The sequence below is a fragment of the Priestia sp. FSL W8-0524 genome, assembly GCF_038005965.1.
Taxonomy (GTDB): Bacteria; Bacillota; Bacilli; order Bacillales; family Bacillaceae_H; genus Priestia; species Priestia zanthoxyli.
The window spans coordinates 4,235,738-4,252,901 of record NZ_JBBOUG010000001.1 but is presented as its reverse complement, the minus strand read 5'-3'; the positions used below and the strand labels follow the sequence as shown (position 1 = coordinate 4,252,901).

The window sequence follows — 17,164 nt, the reverse complement described above, 5'->3', positions numbered from 1 at the left end:
GTACAAACGATGGCTGTTCAAATCGATACTGTAGTAGAAGGTAAACGAGTTATTACGAAAAAGCCTGAGTTGTTAGCTCCAGCCGGTAACCTTGAAAAATTAAAAGTTGCCGTACACTATGGAGCAGATGCTGTGTTTATCGGAGGAAAAGAGTTTGGCCTTCGTTCAAATGCAGATAACTTTACATTTGAAGAAATGGCAGAAGGTGTTCAGTTTGCAAACAAATACGGCGCACGTATTTATGTTACAACAAACATTTTTGCTCACAATGAAAATATGGACGGACTTGAAGATTATTTAATGGGATTAGAGCGCGCTGGCGTTTCTGGAATCATCGTAGCTGATCCGTTAATTATCGAAACCTGTCGACGCGTTGCACCTAAGCTTGAAGTACACTTAAGTACCCAGCAATCACTTTCAAACTGGAAAGCCGTTCAATTCTGGAAAGAAGAAGGATTAGAACGTGTTGTACTTGCTCGTGAAACGGGTGCTGAAGAAATGCGCGAAATGAAAGAAAAAGTGGATATTGAAATTGAAGCTTTTATTCACGGAGCGATGTGTATTGCTTATTCAGGCCGCTGCGTGCTAAGTAACCACATGACAGCGCGTGATTCAAACCGTGGAGGCTGCTGTCAATCATGCCGTTGGGACTATGATTTATTTAAAGTAGAAGACGGTAAAACGGAAACGCCTTTATTTGATGAGCAAGACGATCCGTTTGCAATGAGTCCAAAAGATCTAAATTTAATTCAATCTATCCCTCAAATGATTGAGCTGGGTATTGATAGCTTGAAAATTGAAGGACGTATGAAGTCGATCCACTATATTGCAACAGTGGTGAGCGTATATCGCAAAGTGATTGACGCATACTGTGCAGATCCTGAGAATTTTGTGATTCAAAAAGAATGGCTTGATGAGCTAGACAAATGTGCGAACCGCGATACGGCTCCCGCCTTTTTTGAAGGGGTTCCTGGAGTGGATGAACAAATGTTTGGCGTACACGGCAAGAAAACAAAATTTGATTTTGCTGGTTTAGTATTGAATTATGATGAAGAAACAAGCATCGTGACATTGCAACAGCGTAACTATTTTAAACCGGGAGAAGAAGTGGAATTTTTTGGTCCGGAAATTAAAAACTTTACGCAAAAAATAGATAAAATTTGGGACGAAGATGGCAATGAACTAGATGCTGCACGTCATCCGCTGCAAATTGTGAAATTTAAAGTGGACCAACCTCTATTTTCATATAACATGATGCGAAAGGGGATTTAAATATAAAATGGGGAAAAAGCCCGTTGTAATCGGTATCGCTGGTGGATCCGGTTCTGGTAAAACAACTGTAACCAAAGCTATTTATGAGTATTTTAAAGGGCATTCTATTATGCTTCTTGAGCAAGACTATTATTATAAAGATCAAAGCGATGTACCGTTTGAACAGCGTTTGCAAACAAATTACGATCATCCTCTAGCATTTGATAATGATTTGCTGATTGAACACTTGCAAAACTTATTAAATTATGAGAGCATTGACAAACCGGTATATGATTACGCAATTCATACGCGCTCTGAGAAGGTAATTAAAGAAGAACCAAAAGATGTTATTATCTTAGAAGGTATTCTTGTACTAGAAGATCAGCGCTTGCGTAATTTAATGGATATCAAGCTATACGTAGATACAGATGCGGATCTTCGTATCATTCGTCGTATGCTTCGTGATATTAAAGAACGAGAGCGTACGCTTGAGTCAGTTGTTGATCAATACGTATCTGTCGTTCGCCCGATGCATAATCAGTTTGTTGAACCAACAAAACGCTATGCAGATATTATCATTCCTGAAGGCGGTCAAAACCACGTAGCGATTGACTTGATGGTCACTAAAATTCAAACAATTCTTGAACAAAATGCCATTTTATAATAACATAGCATAGATGCAGGAATTTTTTTGAAGACAATGCAGACATATTCTGCTAACTAAACACAAACATTATAAAGAATAGAGAAACGAGCAGCTTCTATTTTGAAGCTGTCATTTCTCTATTAACTGATTTTTCCACAGAGTGGAAAATTTTTTGTACATACAGAAATCGACTGTATACACTAGAGATTTTGAGTTCAAGAAGGAGTGAAGGGATTATGGCACAAGAAAAAGTATTTCCAATGACAGAAGAAGGAAAGCTAAAGCTAGAGCAAGAGCTAGAATATTTAAAAACAGTAAAACGTAAAGAAGTTGTAGAGCGTATCAAGATCGCCCGCAGTTTTGGAGATTTATCGGAGAACTCTGAGTACGATTCTGCAAAAGACGAGCAGGCTTTCGTGGAAGGACGTATTACAACGCTTGAGAATATGATTCGCAATGCGAAAATTATTGAAGAAGATGTAGAAAATTCTTCTATCGTATCATTAGGTAAATCTGTAACATTTGTAGAGTTGCCAGATGGTGACGAAGAAACGTATACAATTGTAGGTAGTGCAGAAGCAGATCCATTTGAAGGGAAAATTTCAAATGATTCGCCAATTGCTAAAAGTCTAATGGGCAAACAAATTGGAGATCAAGTAACTGTTCAAACTCCTGGTGGAGATATGTCAGTGAAAATTGTATCTGTTAAGTAAAACATATGGTTGGAAGCGTTCTACTGAATGCTCGTAAGTAAAAAAGCTGACACGCGTCAGCTTTTTTTATATGATTTAAAAAAACGGAGAGAATAGAAAAGATATGTAGGAAAGGAAAGATGAAGATGAAAGATATCGATTTTACTAAAACAGCGCTTGTTTTAATTGATTTACAAAAAGGGATTGTTCCAATTGGAGGAGACGAAATTGTAGAAAAATCTGTTCAGCTTGTGAATCGTTTCCGCGAACAAAATGGATTTATTAGCTTTGTACGAGTAGATTTTCAAGATGGAAAAGATGCGTTGACGCCAGAAACGGATCAAAAGCCATCTGCTCCTCAAGAAAGACCTGCAGACTGGGCAGAATTCGATCCAAGACTTAATGTTCAAGAGACTGATTACATTGTGACAAAACGTCAGTGGGGAGCCTTTTTTGGGACAGATTTAGACCTTCAGCTTCGCCGAAGAGAAATTGATACAATTGTCCTTTGCGGAATTGCAACAAATATTGGTGTGGAAAGCACAGCTCGTGAAGCATTTCAGTATGGATATAACCAAATTTTTATCACGGATGCCATGGCGACATTTACAAAAGAAGAGCATGAAGCCACTCTTTCTTACATCTTTCCGAAAATAGGAAAGCTACGAACAACTCAACAATTTTTAACGGAAAATGAATAATAAAAACTTGCTGAATCAGCAAGTTTTTTTATGGAATGAAAAAAAGAATGAATATTTCTTAAGATAATGGTTTTAAAAGTAATGGCAACGTCGACACTTGTAAAGAGTGAGGTGTAGTCATGAAAATAATTCACAAGCGAATTTATATTACTCTTATTTTTATTTTATTATTAATTAGTGGACTGGGAGCACGGCTTGTTCAACTCCAGCTTGTCAGCACAGAATCTTTTACTGATAAAAATATTAACTTAATTGAAGGAAGCGTAAAACAGCGTACGCAGGAAATGGTGGTAGACGACGGACGAGGGAAATTCGAAGATAAAAATGGACAGTCTTTAACATCTATCACGCATAATCGCTTAGTCCTGTTTCCATTTTTAGAAAAAATGAAGTGGCCCGTTCAGCAAGTAAGCGAAATTGTGGGAATGCAACCACAGGAATTAACGAACAGACTAGCGAATGCTAAAACACCGGTTGTTATTACAAAAGAATTATCCCATGCACAAGTCGAAAAAATAAATGCATTAAAGGTACCTGGCGTGTTTGGAATTCCTCTAAAAGATGAGCGTCCAGTTCCTCTTGCTGAACATTTAATCGGACTAGAAGCACAAAGCAAACAAATAATTGAAGAGAAGTACAGTGATAAATTGAAAAATGGAGCTATTAAATCAACTACGCCTGTAGGTATCTCAGGGATGCAGAGGGCTTTTGACGAGTTTTTGCTGCCTGAACAAGAGTCTAAGCTCCTTTATCATGTTGATCGACTAGGTGGGCCTATGTTTGGCATCGATGTAAAATATACGGGCACAGCTAACCCTTATTATCCAGTCAGTGTGCGTACGACGCTTGATTTGTCTGCTCAGGAGCTAGTGGAGAATACATTGAATCATTATAAGTTAAAAGACGGAGGAGCCGTCTTAATTGATATAAAAAACAATAAAGTAATTGCGATGGCCAGCAGGCCTTCAATTAATAAGAAAGATCCATTTAAAAAGCAAAACGGTTCAGACAGCGTAGAAAATCGTTTGCTGACGCCGCAAACTCCTGGATCTATATTTAAAACCGTAACAGCAGCTGCAGCGCTTGAACAAAATAAAATTCAGCCTTCTTTTACCTATAACTGCGATAAAAGTATTTATGGCAATAATGTAGAAGAAGATCATCAAAAAGGGCAGCTGACGTTTGAAGAAAGCTTTGCGCAAAGTTGTAATGCAACGTTTGCCCAGCTAGCAAAAGAAATGATAATATCTAATCCGGATATCATTGAACAATATGCTGATAAGTTAGGGCTTCTTCAGCCTGTAGGATGGACGGGTGATGTGTTTCACTTTGAACATTTTAAGCAGTTTTTAGGAGAAAAATCGGGAAGAGTTTGGACAAATGATAGAGAAAAAAAAGTACCAAATGCTGTAGCGCAAACAGCAATTGGACAGCTTGACGTAAAAGTGACTCCGCTTGCAGTAGCAAATATGATGGCGACAATTGCACGGGGAGGAGAAAAGAAGCAGGTAAAAGCGGTAGATGCGCTGGACTATAAAAACAATACGTCACTGTATACGTTTAAAGAGCATGAGCTAAAAGGAGATACGATTAATGAAGCCACAGCTGCTTCTATGCAGCAGCTTTTAAAAGGCGTCGTACAGAGCGAAAAAGGAACAGGAAGAAGATTTCAAACGCTTCTTTATGAAGTGGCAGGAAAGTCAGGAACTGCTGAAATCAATGTGAAGGCCGATATCGTCAATAAATGGTTTGCGGGTTACTTTCCGGCAGATGATCCAAAATACGCAATGGTAGTAGTGGATTTAAATACAAAAAGTGCGATATCTCCCACAAACAGCGTATTTTATGATATTGTTAAAGGGATGTATGACTTAAATACACGTTAAAACAAGAAGAATTTGTAAAAAATATTACAAATATACTTCAAATAAATTTTGATGCTTCATGTATAAGAAAACACATGTTAGAATAAAGCATTATAAAAGTTGGAGGAAATTGTAGCAATGAATAACAATCGTTCTTCAAGACACGAAAACAAAGAAAAAAAAGTAAACCGATTATATAATCTGTTAATTGCTGTCGTAGCGGTTTTAATTGTATTTGTCGGTGGTACGATGATTCTTGGAAACAAGGATAAATCGGATAACCAAGCGGAAACAACTCAAAACAATCCGCAAACAAATGACCAAAAAACGGACAAGACGGCTAAAAAAGACGATGATTCTTCGAAAGATGATCAAGCAACGGACGATCAAAGCTCTGAAGATGACCAAAGCTCTGAAGATGATCAAGCAACAGATGAAGAATCAAACGACTCAGATTCACAGGCTGAAGTAGAGAAAAATCCAGAGCCTGGCGTGGCAGAACGCAAGGTAGATCCTTCATGGGATTCAGTAGGTACATCACAAGATGCTCCTGCAGCAACATATAAAAAAGGATCAACGGATTGGAACGAAATGCTAAAAGCTGTAGGCGAAGGGTCAGGCATTAGCCCAAGCAATATGACCGTATGGCGTCTAGGTAATAACGGTGGCGTAGGTAAAGCTGTAGCTACGGTTAGCCCTAAAGGCAACTCATCAACAAAATACCGCGTTCAAATTGAATGGGTAGATGGAGAAGGCTGGAAGCCCGCAGTAGTGGATAAGCTTCAATAAAAAAAAGCAGCGCGCTAGCGCTGCTTTTTTATTTTGAAATGAACAACTGCAGAGTACAGTTTTTTACCTTGTTCATAGTCCACAGACATTTGATGAGATACACTATGTACCTCAAGTAAAATCGCCTTATTTTGATCAATTTTTTCAGCAATTTGTTTTTCAAGCATTTTAACATCAGGCGCTTCAAAAAATTCTATTTTATCTTCAATCATTTCAAATTCAAAATTCATTTTACGGCCTCCTTACCTCATTACTATAGTATAGCAAATAGAAAGTTAAAAGCTTAAAATATTTGTAAATGAAGAACAAACGATGACTAAAAACATACTATATCCATAAGAATTATTAGTTATGAGGAGGCGTTTTTTATGGGGCTAGAGTTTTTAGATATCTTTGAAAAGTGGGCGAATGAGTATGATGCATCGGTAAGCGGGAAAGATGAACAGTATAGAGAAGTGTTTCGCAATTATAATGAAATCTTAGAATATGTAGCAGACCGTTCAATAGGGCATGTGATAGAATTTGGAACAGGCACTGGAAACTTAACAAAAAAACTTTTAGAAAAAGAACTTACGGTAGTAGGAATTGAGCCGTCAGTGCCCATGAGACAATTGGCACACCAGAAATTAGGAGCAGATGTTTTAGTCACACCGGGAGACTTTTTACAGTTTGATACATCGTTGTTTCCAGCAGAGAGCTTAGTTAGTACGTATGCATTTCATCATTTAACAGATAAAGAAAAAGAAGAAGCTGTGATAAACTATGGAAAGTTACTTCAAACCGGTGGTAAAATAGTGTTTGCCGATACAATGTTTGAAACAGCGGATTCATTTGCTGATACCATTGTTCAGGCAAAACAAAAAGGGTATACGCAACTAGCAGAAGATCTAGAGAGGGAATACTATACAACGATCCCTGTCTTAAAGCAAATCTTTGAAAGCAATGGTTTTCACATAACCTTTACACAATTTAATCACTTTGTGTGGGTATTGGAGGCAACGAAACAATAGTAGAAAGAGGTTTTAAAATGAAAGTAGCAATCATTGGAGCAATGGAAGAAGAAGTGACGATTTTACGCGATAAAATTGAGAATCGTCAAGAAACAGTAATCGCAGGATGTGAATACTCAACAGGAACAATCAGCGGCGTGGAGGTTGTATTATTAAAATCAGGTATTGGAAAAGTAAATGCGGCGTTATCTACAGCCATCTTACTAGAGAAGTTCAAACCTGATTACGTTATTAACACAGGATCAGCAGGCGGTTTCCATCCAGAGTTAAACGTAGGGGACGCGGTTATTTCAACAGAAGTTCGTCATCATGATGTAGATGTAACGGTATTCAACTATGAATACGGTCAAGTGCCAAACTTGCCTGCAGCTTTTAAAGCAGATGAAAAACTAGTTCGCCTTGCTGAAGAAAGCGCTCTTGAAGTAACGGATATGAAAATTGTAAAAGGATTAATTGCTACAGGAGATTCGTTCATGAACGATCCTGTGCGCGTAGAGTTTGTTCGCTCTAAGTTTCCAGACCTTTATGCAGCTGAAATGGAAGCAGCGGCTGTTGCTCAAGTATGCTATCAATTTGGCGTACCGTTTGTTATTCTTCGTGCTCTTTCTGACATCGCCGGCAAAGAATCAAATGTTTCTTTTGAGCAATTTTTAGAAAAAGCAGCTGTTAATTCAACGAAATTAGTATTGAATTTTATTACAAAATTAAAATAAGCTGTTCATAAAATATAGAGTTTGTTTTCGTCTACACTCTGCATCGTTTGTCATAACATGGGGTGTAGACTATATTTTTATCTTAATTCCTACTTTATTTATAGGTTAAGTTATATTATTTCGACAGCGAGGTGTTCAAGATTATGAAGGTAGTCAAAAACGTTCATGAATTGATTGGAAACACACCTATGATTGAGATTACACAATTTGATTTACCTAGGGAAATCAGGATATTTGCCAAGCTGGAATATGTTAATCCAGGAGGAAGTGTAAAAGATCGTTTAGGAAAAGAACTGCTGCAAGAAGCTCTTGGCTCTGGAAGACTGAAGCGAGGCGGAACGCTGGTTGAGCCTACTGCTGGGAATACGGGGATCGGGCTGGCTTTAGCTGCTCTTCAGTACGAAATAAACGTCATACTATGTGTTCCAGAAAAATTCAGTATTGAAAAACAGCAGCTTATGAAGGCTTTGGGGGCAACGGTGGTTCAAACGCCTACTGAAGCTGGTATGAAAGGTGCTATAAACAAAGCTCAAGAGCTGCTGCGTGAAATCCCTGGTTCTTATTGTCCTCAACAGTTTGCTAATCCGGCCAACCCTATGACTTATTATAAAACCTTAGGGCCAGAAATATATGAACAGCTTGATGGAAAAGTTGACGTGTTTGTAGCTGGAGCAGGTACAGGGGGGACATTTATGGGTACAGCGAAATTTTTGAAAGAAAAAAATCCTTCTCTAAAAACAGTCATCGTGGAGCCAGAAGGTTCAATTTTAAACGGGGGGAAATTCGGTCCTCACTTAACTGAAGGAATTGGAATGGAGTTCATCCCTGATTATATGGAGCGATCTTATTTTAATGCTATTCATACTGTTGAAGATGTTTATGCTTTTCAAAGAGTGAAAGAGCTGGCTTTAAAAGAGGGGTTACTAGTAGGTAGCTCTTCAGGAGCAGCCTTTGAAGCAGCCCTGATCGAAGCAAAAAATGCAGAAAAAGGGGCTCATATCGTCACGATTTTTCCGGATAGCAGTGAACGGTACTTAAGTAAAAATATTTACAGTGGAGGAAGATAAGATGAAACGTAAAACACAGTTGATTCATGGTGGAATTGTTGGCGATGAACAGACGGGTGCTGTCTCTGTTCCTATTTATCAAGTGAGTACTTATAAACAAGAGGGAGCGGGAAAACATACGGGATATGAGTATTCGAGAACCGGTAACCCTACACGTCATGCCCTAGAAGAACTTATCAAAGAAATTGAAGGAGGGTATGCTGGGTTTGCGTTTGGATCTGGTATGGCCGCTACTACTGCCGTGTTCATGCTGTTTAACAGCGGAGATCATGTGTTAATTACAGATGACGTATACGGAGGAACGTATCGAGTGATCACAAAGGTACTAAGCCGTATCGGCATTGAGGCTACTTTTATTGATACAAGCGATATCCAAAATATCGAGAAAGAAATTCGCCCTAACACAAAAGCCATTTTTATTGAAACTCCAACGAATCCTCTTCTAAAAATTACTGACTTGCAGCATGCTTCTTCAGTAGCTAAACAACACCATTTACTTACCATCGTTGACAACACATTCAGTACGCCGTATTGGCAAAATCCTATCGAAAAAGGCGCAGATATTGTTCTGCACAGTGCAACTAAGTATTTAGGGGGACACAGTGACGTTGTAGCAGGGCTAGCAGTGGTGAATTCGCCTAAATTAGCTGAAGACCTTCATTTTATTCAAAATGCGACTGGAGGCATTTTAGGACCTCAGGATTCTTGGCTTTTAATGAGAGGGATTAAAACATTAGGAATACGAATGGAAGAACATGAATTCAACACAGGGAAAATAGTAGAATTTTTACTTGCCCATCCTGCTGTGGCAAAAGTATATTATCCAGGATTAAAAACCCACCCAAACCACCTCATTGCTAAAAAGCAAGCAAGAGGTTTTGGGGGAATGGTTTCGTTTGATGTGGGAAGCGAAGAGAAAGCGGAAGAAGTACTGAGCAAAGTGAAGTATTTTACATTAGCAGAAAGTTTAGGAGCCATCGAAAGCCTCATTTCCATTCCTTCTAAAATGACTCATGCTTCTATACCGAGCGACCGACGTAAAGAGCTAGGAATTACAGATGGATTAATTCGTATTTCTGTAGGTCTTGAAGATGTAGAAGATTTAATTGAAGACTTAGAAAGAGCATTGGAATAAAGGTGGTAAAAATAGGATTTTTATAGACCTATAGATCTATGATAGAGTAGAGTTATAACATTCTACTGAGAAGGTGATTGTATGAAAGCTCAACACATCAAAGCAAAAATTGAAGATTACAGCCGCTTTATTTACGTCCTTCTAGCCGTAAGTACATTCTTGTATATTGGTGTTATGATTGGCCAAGGTGAAAAAAGTGATATGCAACTTGGAATAATGGAAGCGATCGTTATTCTTTTTACCGCCCTTGCTTTTTATTTTAGTTATCAAACTAAAAAACTAAAAAAAGAATTAATGAAAGAAAAAGAATAATAGATACAAAAAGGCGATGATCCATCGTCTTTTTTTTATGAGGGTTAAAAAAATAAAAAAATTCCCTATTTTTCAAAAAAACAGTTTACTTTTTATAAGTTCGTGGATATAATTACCATTGTAAGGAAAATACTTTATTAAAAGGAGGTCGAGTCATATGTTAAGACGTTTATCAGGTATGGATCATTCAGTTTGGGCTATGTTCAAAAATCGTCTATATATGTATACTATTCGGCCGTGTTCCTGTATCAAGTAACTTTCTTACCTTGATCGTTAAAACACGTTAATTCACCACAGGTGCGAATAGTAGCCCTGTGGTTTTTATTGTTTTTCAGCCACAGGATGCTTATGCATAACTGTGGTTTTTTTTGTATAAGGAGGTGATTGGAATGACACTGAATATTTTCTTTTTAACTATTACCATAAAGTCCCGTCAATACTCAGAGGAAGAAATTAAGCATGAACAGTATGTAAGACAATTAGAAGAAGAAATAAAAGACCGCAAGTATGAATTTTATCGTCATTTCTAATTTGAATAGTGGAAAGGAGTGGATGAATGATGATTAATCAAAAAGGATATATCGTTGTATGGCTGCTTGTGGAGAAAGATTCCACCTAAATGACTAGTAGGGGGAGTAATGATGTGTTTGCTGCGGATTATCATTTGGAAATTATTTTAAAAAAAGAGCGGAAAGAAGGATTAATTCTCCTTCTTTCCGCTCTTTTTTTTCTCTTTTTCGGCTCTGTAAAATTCGTGAAACATTTTCATCAGCGCTCGCTTTTCAATTCGCGAAACATAACTTCTTGAAATATTTAACTCCTTTGCAATTTCTCGCTGGGTTTTTTCATCCTGCAAATCCAAACCGAAGCGGCCAACAATTACTTCTTTTTCTCGATCATCGAGGATATCGATGTATTCTTTTATTTTTTCTAATTCCATATTTAGTTGAATCATATCAATTACATCGTCTGATTCTGATTTTAATACATCAATCAAACTGATTTCATTTCCTTCTTTATCCTGGCCAATTGGATCATGCAGCGACACATCTTTTTTTGTTTTTTTGAGCGCTCGCAAGTGCATCAATATTTCATTTTCAATACAGCGTGCGGCATAAGTAGCTAATTTTGTTCCTTTTCCTTGCGAATAACTTTCGATTGCTTTAATTAAACCGATTGTCCCAATTGAAATTAAATCTTCCGCATCCTCTCCCGTGTTTTCAAACTTTTTAACAATATGCGCAACGAGTCGGAGATTGTGTTCAATAAGAAGGTTTCGCGCTTCTTGATCTCCTTGTTCCATTAAAGATAAATATCTCTTTTCTTCAGCAGCAGACAAGGGTTGAGGAAACGCATTGTTTTTTACGTAGGAAACAAGGAAAACCAATTCTTTAAAGAAATAGCCTAGTGCGGTAAATAATGCAGACATCTCTTCACCTCCATAAGGGGATATCAACCTGTGAGAGACTAACATTACACTATATGTAAAAAGAAGGATGTCTTTGCCTGTACGTTTAAAATTCCCCCCAGGGACAAGAGAGTTTGAAAAAGTCCACAGATTTTTCTTTAGAGATAGTTACCAGCCTATACAGAGAAAAAGTATGTACATACGCTAGTAGTAGTTCATAGTGTAAGGAGGGAGAGTATGTACGGTTACGGAGGCTGCTGTTATCCTAATTATCCAGCTTACCCATGCGGAGGAGGGTTCGGCTGGGGACTTGGATTGTTGATTGTTCTATTTGTTCTGTTATTAATTTTCGGAAGCTTCTATTGGTTTTTTAGCTGCTGGTGTTAAAAAAAACTCATGCATGTGCATGAGTTTTTTTAGATGACATATCCTACCGAATAGAACCATTCATTTTTAAGAATTCTTAAGGAATTTTCGCTTTGTTTCTTAAAGAAGATGATTTATTCTATAATTAAGAAAAGAAGCAAGATGATAATATTCCTTTGTAAAAGTAAATGGAGCTCTATACTTTTTTTAGCTTGAACGTACTAATCATCAAGCAAGCGAGTACGATAATTAAAAACATATAAAAGTGTGAAGGCAAATAAGGGACGCCCAAGTAGCTAAGAGTTAATAAACAACCTGCTGCGGTAATAGGGAGCCCTGTAAAATACCCAGTATTTTCTGTGATGTTAAAGCGGGCAAGACGAAGTGCTCCGCAAGCAATGTAACAGATGGTAACAATTGAACCTGCAGCACCAAAGTGAGATAAAATACTTTGATAAAGTAGTAGAGCTGGAGCGATGCCAAATGATATAATATCGCACATGGAGTCCAGTTGTTTTCCAAGTTCAGATTCAATTTGCAGCTTTCTGGCTACCATGCCGTCGAATCGGTCTGCTAACGCTGCTAAAAAAATTAGTAATAAACTTAAGTTCAATTCATTTTTCATGACAAATAAAATAGCAAAGCTTCCTAAACTTAAATTAACAATCGTTAAGGAGTTTGCCGCTTGGGATCTCAGCTTTTTAATTGTATGATCTAGATAGTCTAATAAAAACAATTTCCTCACTCCTTTAAAGGATGGAATGAACTAAAGGTAAAAATAATGGTAATTTCATTGTAGACGCAAACCTTATTCTAGTAAAGAACTATTCAGTATGTGGAGGTAAAATTATTGTTGCAGCACCTGTATCGAACGTTTATTGAGCTTACGAATCACCAGGGATCATCGAAGCTCATTCGAAAATTCACTTTCTCTAAATGGAGTCGGTTTATTATACCCTCCTATACAAAAGTTTTTAAAGTAAATAAAGAAGAAATGGACAAGCCTCTGCATCATTATCAAAACTTACACGAGCTATTTATTCGTCGTTTGAAGCCCTCTGCCCGTCCGGTCGATCAGCAGAAAGACAGCGTTGTCAGTCCTGTAGATGCAAAGATAGAAGCATATGGAGTCATTACGCCTCAAAAAGAAATGATTGTAAAAAACAAACCTTATTCTATACAGGAAATGGTTTCAAATGATCTCATTCTTGAAAAATATATAGAAGGACAGTTTATCATCCTCTATCTTAGTCCAAAAGACTATCATCGCATTCACAGTCCTCTTAAAGCACAAGTAGGGAATACGTGGACCGTTGGACAAAAGTCTTATCCAGTAAATTCATTAGGAATCAAGTATGGGAAAGAACCGCTTGTGAAAAATTTCCGGAAGCTCACGGAGTTAACATTTGAAAATGGTCACATGCTGATGGTAAAAGTAGGAGCCATGTTTATAAACAGCATTGAAGCGGTTTCTAAAAAAGAAGTAGTCGAAAAAGGGGAAGAAATGGCTTACTTCACGTTTGGCTCGACTGTCATTTTATTATTTGAGAAGAACTCAATCACTTTTGATTCTAACGTCCACTCAGGTTCTTACGTAAAATGTGGAGAACCAATTGCTCATTTGAAAAAATAGAGCCTATATAATAAAAGAGTAGATAGATAAATGAAGATGCAGCTTTCTTTTATTAAGAAGGCTCTTTTATTCGTTAAGAAGGAATTTGTATGCTAATCTTTAATGATCTTCTTTCAATTTCCTCTTCAATTAATTTTATAAAATCAGGGCTTAATTGCAGTTCGGTTGCTTTGCTGTATGACTCAATAAGCAGCTCATCTGATAATTTTCTCATAAGATTGCCGCCACCTCCTACTAAAATAAATATCCTAAAAAGTTATATTTAAATGCTAATAAATTCCTTATTTATAATCTAACATGAATCAAATAAAGGAACAATCGTTCTGTTATCCACAGCTTTCGGTGGATAAAATGTGGGTATGTTGTTTATAATTACCATTAATTGCTGAACTATAACAGAGGATAATGTGTATAACCTTATCCACATAGTTGGGGTTATCATTTTTTGTCGAAAACTTTTAACAGAATTTGTTTACCACTTACCCTATTTGATAAGTAATAAACGTTTTCTGCACTATTTTTTATTTTAAGTTTGCAGTGGGTAAATATATCGTAAGCTCACGAACAAATGGAGATTTACTGCCTTTTGTCAATAACTTTCTGTATAAAGTTAAAGCATTCACAAGGCATATCCTTTATACTAAGAAAAGACCTGTTTTTGAAGAGAATAAAATTTTAGGTTGGAAAATAACAAGAAGTCGTTATAATGATAGACGGCGTTAATTTTAGTATGTAACTATATATTCGAGGTGCATGATACGTGTTGAAACTTTTTTTACCAAATGAACATGTGAAAAACGTGTTTCAAATTAAGCCAGACGATTTGAAAGAGCGCGGGATAAAAGGAATTATTACCGACTTAGATAACACGTTGGTGGAATGGGATCGCCCTGATGCCACTCCGGAATTAATTGAGTGGTTTCAGTTAATGAAAGATAGTGGAATTAAAATTACGATTGTATCGAATAATGTGGAGAAACGAGTCAAGCTGTTTTCAGATCCAGTTGGACTTCCATTTGTATATAAAGCACGCAAACCGATGCGTAAAGCATTTAGAAGAGCTCTTCGTGATATGGAGCTGCAAAAAGATGAGGTTGTGGTCATTGGCGACCAGCTTTTAACGGATGTATTAGGAGGAAATCGCCTAGGCGTATATACGGTTTTGGTTGTACCAGTTGCGCAAACAGATGGATTTGTAACGAAATTTAACCGTAAAATGGAACGAAGAATTTTAGGTTGGATGAAACGAAAAGGTATGATTAACTGGGAGGATTAAAACGTGAGTGAAGAAAAAATACAGTGCGTAGGATGCGGAGTGGAGATTCAAACAGAACGACCGAATGAACTTGGCTACGCTCCAAAATCAGCATTAGAAAAAGAAGCTATTATTTGCCAGCGATGCTTTCGCTTGAAGCATTATAATGAAGTACAAGATGTTTCCTTAACAGACGATGATTTTTTAAAAATCTTAAATGGAATTGGTCAAACGGACGGTTTGGTTGTAAAAGTTGTAGATATCTTTGACTTTAATGGCAGCTGGTTACCTGGTTTGCATCGATTTGTTGGAAATAATAAGGTTCTTTTAGTGGGAAATAAAGCAGATTTACTGCCGAAGTCTATAAAGAAAAATAAACTAATTCATTGGATGAAGCGAGAAGCGAAAGAGCTTGGCCTAAAATCAGTGGATGTGTTCCTCATGAGCGCGCAAAAAGGACAAGGAATTCGAGAAATTGCCGAAGCCATTGAACATTATCGCGAAGGTAAAGATGTATATGTTGTTGGATGTACAAACGTTGGTAAATCGACATTTATTAATGCCATTATTAAAGAAGTAACGGGAGAAAAAGATATTATTACTACGTCTCAATATCCGGGCACAACGCTTGATATGATTGATATCCCGCTTGATAACGGCGCGTCTTTATATGATACGCCTGGCATTATTAATCATCATCAAATGGCTCACTATGTAGATAAACGAGACTTAAAGTTAATTTCTCCTAAAAAAGAAATAAAGCCGAAGGTTTATCAGCTAAACGAAGGGCAAACGTTATACTTTGGAGGACTGGCGCGCTTAGATTATGTACAGGGAGGCCGCAAGTCGTTAACATGTTATGTATCGAATGATTTGCATATCCATCGTACAAAGCTTGAAAAAGCAGATGAGTTGTATGAAAAGCAAGCAGGTGAACTGCTTCAGCCGCCGCGCCCAGAGCAAATGAGTGAGTTTCCTGAACTTGTTGCACATGAATTTACAATCAAAAATGAAAAGACGGATATTGTTTTTTCAGGGCTTGGCTGGGTGACGGTTAATGAGTCAGGTTCAAAAGTTGTGGCGCATGCACCAAAAGGAGTCGGCGTATTTGTGCGCGATTCTTTAATTTAAACAAAAAGGGGAAAAAATCTTGAGTACATTATATGGGCTAGTTGGTTATCCGCTTGGGCATTCACTATCGCCATTGATGCAAAATGATGCCTTTAAACGTCTGAACATGGATGCGCATTATGAGGCTTTTCCAATTGAACCTGTTCATTTTGAGTCAGCTATTGGAGAGCTAAAAGATAAAAACATTCAAGGATTTAATGTCACGATTCCGTATAAAGTTGATATTATGAATCATTTGGATGAAGTCGATTCATTAGCAAAGGCAATTGGCGCTGTAAATACAGTTGTTAATCAAGATGGCCGTTATATTGGATACAATACCGACGGAGAGGGGTATGTGACTTCTTTACTCAAAGCAGTAGAAGGCGGCTTATCCCAAAAAAGAATTTTAATTATTGGAGCTGGAGGTGCTGCAAAAGCTATTTTTTATACAATTGCAGCTCAGCACGCTCCCGATGTAATTGCGATATGCAATCGTACCGTCGAAAAAGCAGCTTTACTAGCTAACGAGCTGCCTTTTTCGACGAAAACGGCGGCGATGTCTATTTCTGATGCGGAAAAACAACTAGATACATTCGATATTATTATTAATACCACTTCGGTGGGGATGTATCCTAACGTTGATGAGCTGCCTTTAGCACTTACTTTATTGCAAAAAGAAGCGGTAGTCAGCGATATTATTTACAACCCTTTAAAAACAAAGCTTTTGAAAGAGGCTGAAGCAAAAGGGGCAGGCACTCATAACGGTGTCGGTATGTTTGTACTGCAAGGTGCACTTGCATTTGAAAAATGGACGAAGGTCCGTCCTGACGAAGAGGCAATGGAACACATTGTTCTTTCAACACTAACTAAGAGATAAGATACAACGGAGGTTTTTATGTTAACAGGTAAACAAAAACGTTTTTTACGTTCAAAAGCACATCATTTAAATCCAATTTTCCAAGTAGGAAAAGGTGGAGTCAATGAAAATATGATTGGTCAAATTGCTGATGCATTAGAAGCAAGAGAATTATTAAAAGTAAGCATTCTGCAAAACTGTGACGAAGATCGTGACACGGTTGCTGCTCGATTAACAAAAGGAACAAAAGCAGAGCTTGTACAAGTGATTGGAAATACAATTGTGTTATATAAAGAATCACGTGAAAATAAGCAGTTAATGCTTCCAAAAGTGAAATGAAATAGAGCGGGGA

22 protein-coding genes are annotated in these 17,164 nt (G+C 37.4%); 18 read left to right on the top strand and 4 right to left on the bottom strand.

Annotation, left to right across the window (positions count from 1 at the left end):
• The first annotated feature begins 9 nt into the window (after window positions 1-9).
• The 6 genes from NST66_RS22280 (at window position 10) to NST66_RS22255 (ending at window position 5,944) form a co-directional block, all read left to right on the top strand.
• Window positions 10-1,272, top strand: a complete 1,263-nt coding sequence (locus tag NST66_RS22280; protein WP_028411676.1) for a peptidase U32 family protein — start codon at window positions 10-12, stop codon at window positions 1,270-1,272.
• A 7-nt stretch (window positions 1,273-1,279) separates the two neighbouring features.
• Window positions 1,280-1,915, top strand: a complete 636-nt coding sequence (gene udk, locus NST66_RS22275; RefSeq protein ID WP_028411675.1) for a uridine kinase — start codon at window positions 1,280-1,282, stop codon at window positions 1,913-1,915.
• A 218-nt stretch (window positions 1,916-2,133) separates the two neighbouring features.
• Window positions 2,134-2,610, top strand: coding sequence for a transcription elongation factor GreA (gene greA, locus NST66_RS22270; RefSeq protein WP_013059279.1), 477 nt, complete (start codon window positions 2,134-2,136; stop codon window positions 2,608-2,610).
• Between the two features lie 119 nt (window positions 2,611-2,729).
• Window positions 2,730-3,290 carry an isochorismatase family protein gene (locus NST66_RS22265; protein WP_445326390.1) on the top strand — a complete coding sequence of 187 codons (561 nt, stop codon included), beginning with the start codon at window positions 2,730-2,732 and terminating at the stop codon, window positions 3,288-3,290.
• 119 nt (window positions 3,291-3,409) lie between these two features.
• Window positions 3,410-5,176: a peptidoglycan D,D-transpeptidase FtsI family protein gene (locus tag NST66_RS22260; RefSeq protein ID WP_049166219.1), complete on the top strand. Its 1,767-nt coding sequence runs from the start codon at window positions 3,410-3,412 to the stop codon at window positions 5,174-5,176.
• 117 nt (window positions 5,177-5,293) lie between these two features.
• Window positions 5,294-5,944, top strand: coding sequence for a YrrS family protein (locus tag NST66_RS22255; RefSeq protein WP_013085083.1), 651 nt, complete (start codon window positions 5,294-5,296; stop codon window positions 5,942-5,944).
• A gap of 14 nt (window positions 5,945-5,958) precedes the next feature.
• On the opposite strand, the gene NST66_RS22250 is transcribed toward NST66_RS22255, so the two are convergent.
• Complete coding sequence (locus NST66_RS22250; protein WP_033579671.1) at window positions 5,959-6,174, bottom strand: YrzA family protein; 216 nt, start codon at window positions 6,172-6,174, stop codon at window positions 5,959-5,961.
• 138 nt (window positions 6,175-6,312) lie between these two features.
• Between NST66_RS22250 and NST66_RS22245 the strand changes: the two genes are divergently transcribed.
• The 6 genes from NST66_RS22245 to NST66_RS22220 all read left to right on the top strand — a co-directional run bounded on the left by NST66_RS22245 (window position 6,313) and on the right by NST66_RS22220 (window position 10,711).
• Entirely contained in the window at window positions 6,313-6,954 is a 642-nt protein-coding gene (locus NST66_RS22245) for a class I SAM-dependent methyltransferase (RefSeq protein ID WP_013059274.1), read from the top strand.
• 17 nt (window positions 6,955-6,971) lie between these two features.
• Window positions 6,972-7,667: a 5'-methylthioadenosine/S-adenosylhomocysteine nucleosidase gene (mtnN, locus tag NST66_RS22240; RefSeq protein WP_028411671.1), complete on the top strand. Its 696-nt coding sequence runs from the start codon at window positions 6,972-6,974 to the stop codon at window positions 7,665-7,667.
• A gap of 143 nt (window positions 7,668-7,810) precedes the next feature.
• Window positions 7,811-8,734: a PLP-dependent cysteine synthase family protein gene (locus NST66_RS22235; protein WP_311264996.1), complete on the top strand. Its 924-nt coding sequence runs from the start codon at window positions 7,811-7,813 to the stop codon at window positions 8,732-8,734.
• 1 nt (window position 8,735) lies between these two features.
• A complete protein-coding gene (locus NST66_RS22230) occupies window positions 8,736-9,869 on the top strand; it encodes a bifunctional cystathionine gamma-lyase/homocysteine desulfhydrase (RefSeq protein WP_028411669.1) in 1,134 nt (377 codons plus the stop codon).
• An 81-nt stretch (window positions 9,870-9,950) separates the two neighbouring features.
• Window positions 9,951-10,181, top strand: a complete 231-nt coding sequence (locus tag NST66_RS22225; RefSeq protein WP_028411668.1) for a YrhC family protein — start codon at window positions 9,951-9,953, stop codon at window positions 10,179-10,181.
• Between the two features lie 389 nt (window positions 10,182-10,570).
• Window positions 10,571-10,711, top strand: a complete 141-nt coding sequence (locus NST66_RS22220; protein WP_014458165.1) for a YrzI family small protein — start codon at window positions 10,571-10,573, stop codon at window positions 10,709-10,711.
• Window positions 10,712-10,881: 170 nt separating this feature from the next.
• Here NST66_RS22220 and sigK read toward each other — a convergent pair whose 3' ends face one another.
• Window positions 10,882-11,610: an RNA polymerase sporulation sigma factor SigK gene (gene sigK, locus NST66_RS22215; protein WP_013059268.1), complete on the bottom strand. Its 729-nt coding sequence runs from the start codon at window positions 11,608-11,610 to the stop codon at window positions 10,882-10,884.
• 216 nt (window positions 11,611-11,826) lie between these two features.
• Here sigK and NST66_RS22210 point away from each other — a divergent pair, with 216 nt between their 5' ends.
• The gene (locus NST66_RS22210; RefSeq protein WP_014458166.1) at window positions 11,827-11,976 is read left to right on the top strand and encodes a hypothetical protein; all 150 of its coding nucleotides are present in this window, start codon (window positions 11,827-11,829) and stop codon (window positions 11,974-11,976) included.
• Window positions 11,977-12,151: 175 nt separating this feature from the next.
• Here NST66_RS22210 and pssA read toward each other — a convergent pair whose 3' ends face one another.
• Window positions 12,152-12,691 (bottom strand): CDP-diacylglycerol--serine O-phosphatidyltransferase, encoded by a 540-nt coding sequence (pssA, locus tag NST66_RS22205; protein WP_013059266.1) that lies wholly within the window; start codon window positions 12,689-12,691, stop codon window positions 12,152-12,154.
• A 114-nt stretch (window positions 12,692-12,805) separates the two neighbouring features.
• Between pssA and NST66_RS22200 the strand changes: the two genes are divergently transcribed.
• Window positions 12,806-13,588, top strand: a complete 783-nt coding sequence (locus tag NST66_RS22200; protein ID WP_028411667.1) for a phosphatidylserine decarboxylase — start codon at window positions 12,806-12,808, stop codon at window positions 13,586-13,588.
• Between the two features lie 73 nt (window positions 13,589-13,661).
• On the opposite strand, the gene NST66_RS22195 is transcribed toward NST66_RS22200, so the two are convergent.
• On the bottom strand, window positions 13,662-13,802 hold the full coding sequence (locus NST66_RS22195) for a sporulation histidine kinase inhibitor Sda (protein ID WP_013059264.1): 141 nt from the start codon (window positions 13,800-13,802) through the stop codon (window positions 13,662-13,664).
• Window positions 13,803-14,351: 549 nt separating this feature from the next.
• Between NST66_RS22195 and NST66_RS22190 the strand changes: the two genes are divergently transcribed.
• From NST66_RS22190 to yhbY, 4 genes are read left to right on the top strand one after another with little or no spacing between them, the layout of a single operon-like run.
• The gene (locus NST66_RS22190) at window positions 14,352-14,864 is read left to right on the top strand and encodes a YqeG family HAD IIIA-type phosphatase (RefSeq protein ID WP_013059263.1); all 513 of its coding nucleotides are present in this window, start codon (window positions 14,352-14,354) and stop codon (window positions 14,862-14,864) included.
• Window positions 14,865-14,867: 3 nt separating this feature from the next.
• Window positions 14,868-15,974: a ribosome biogenesis GTPase YqeH gene (yqeH, locus tag NST66_RS22185; RefSeq protein WP_028411666.1), complete on the top strand. Its 1,107-nt coding sequence runs from the start codon at window positions 14,868-14,870 to the stop codon at window positions 15,972-15,974.
• A 19-nt stretch (window positions 15,975-15,993) separates the two neighbouring features.
• On the top strand, window positions 15,994-16,833 hold the full coding sequence (gene aroE / locus NST66_RS22180) for a shikimate dehydrogenase (protein WP_028411665.1): 840 nt from the start codon (window positions 15,994-15,996) through the stop codon (window positions 16,831-16,833).
• A gap of 18 nt (window positions 16,834-16,851) precedes the next feature.
• On the top strand, window positions 16,852-17,151 hold the full coding sequence (gene yhbY, locus NST66_RS22175; RefSeq protein WP_013059260.1) for a ribosome assembly RNA-binding protein YhbY: 300 nt from the start codon (window positions 16,852-16,854) through the stop codon (window positions 17,149-17,151).
• Window positions 17,152-17,164 lie beyond the last annotated feature (13 nt).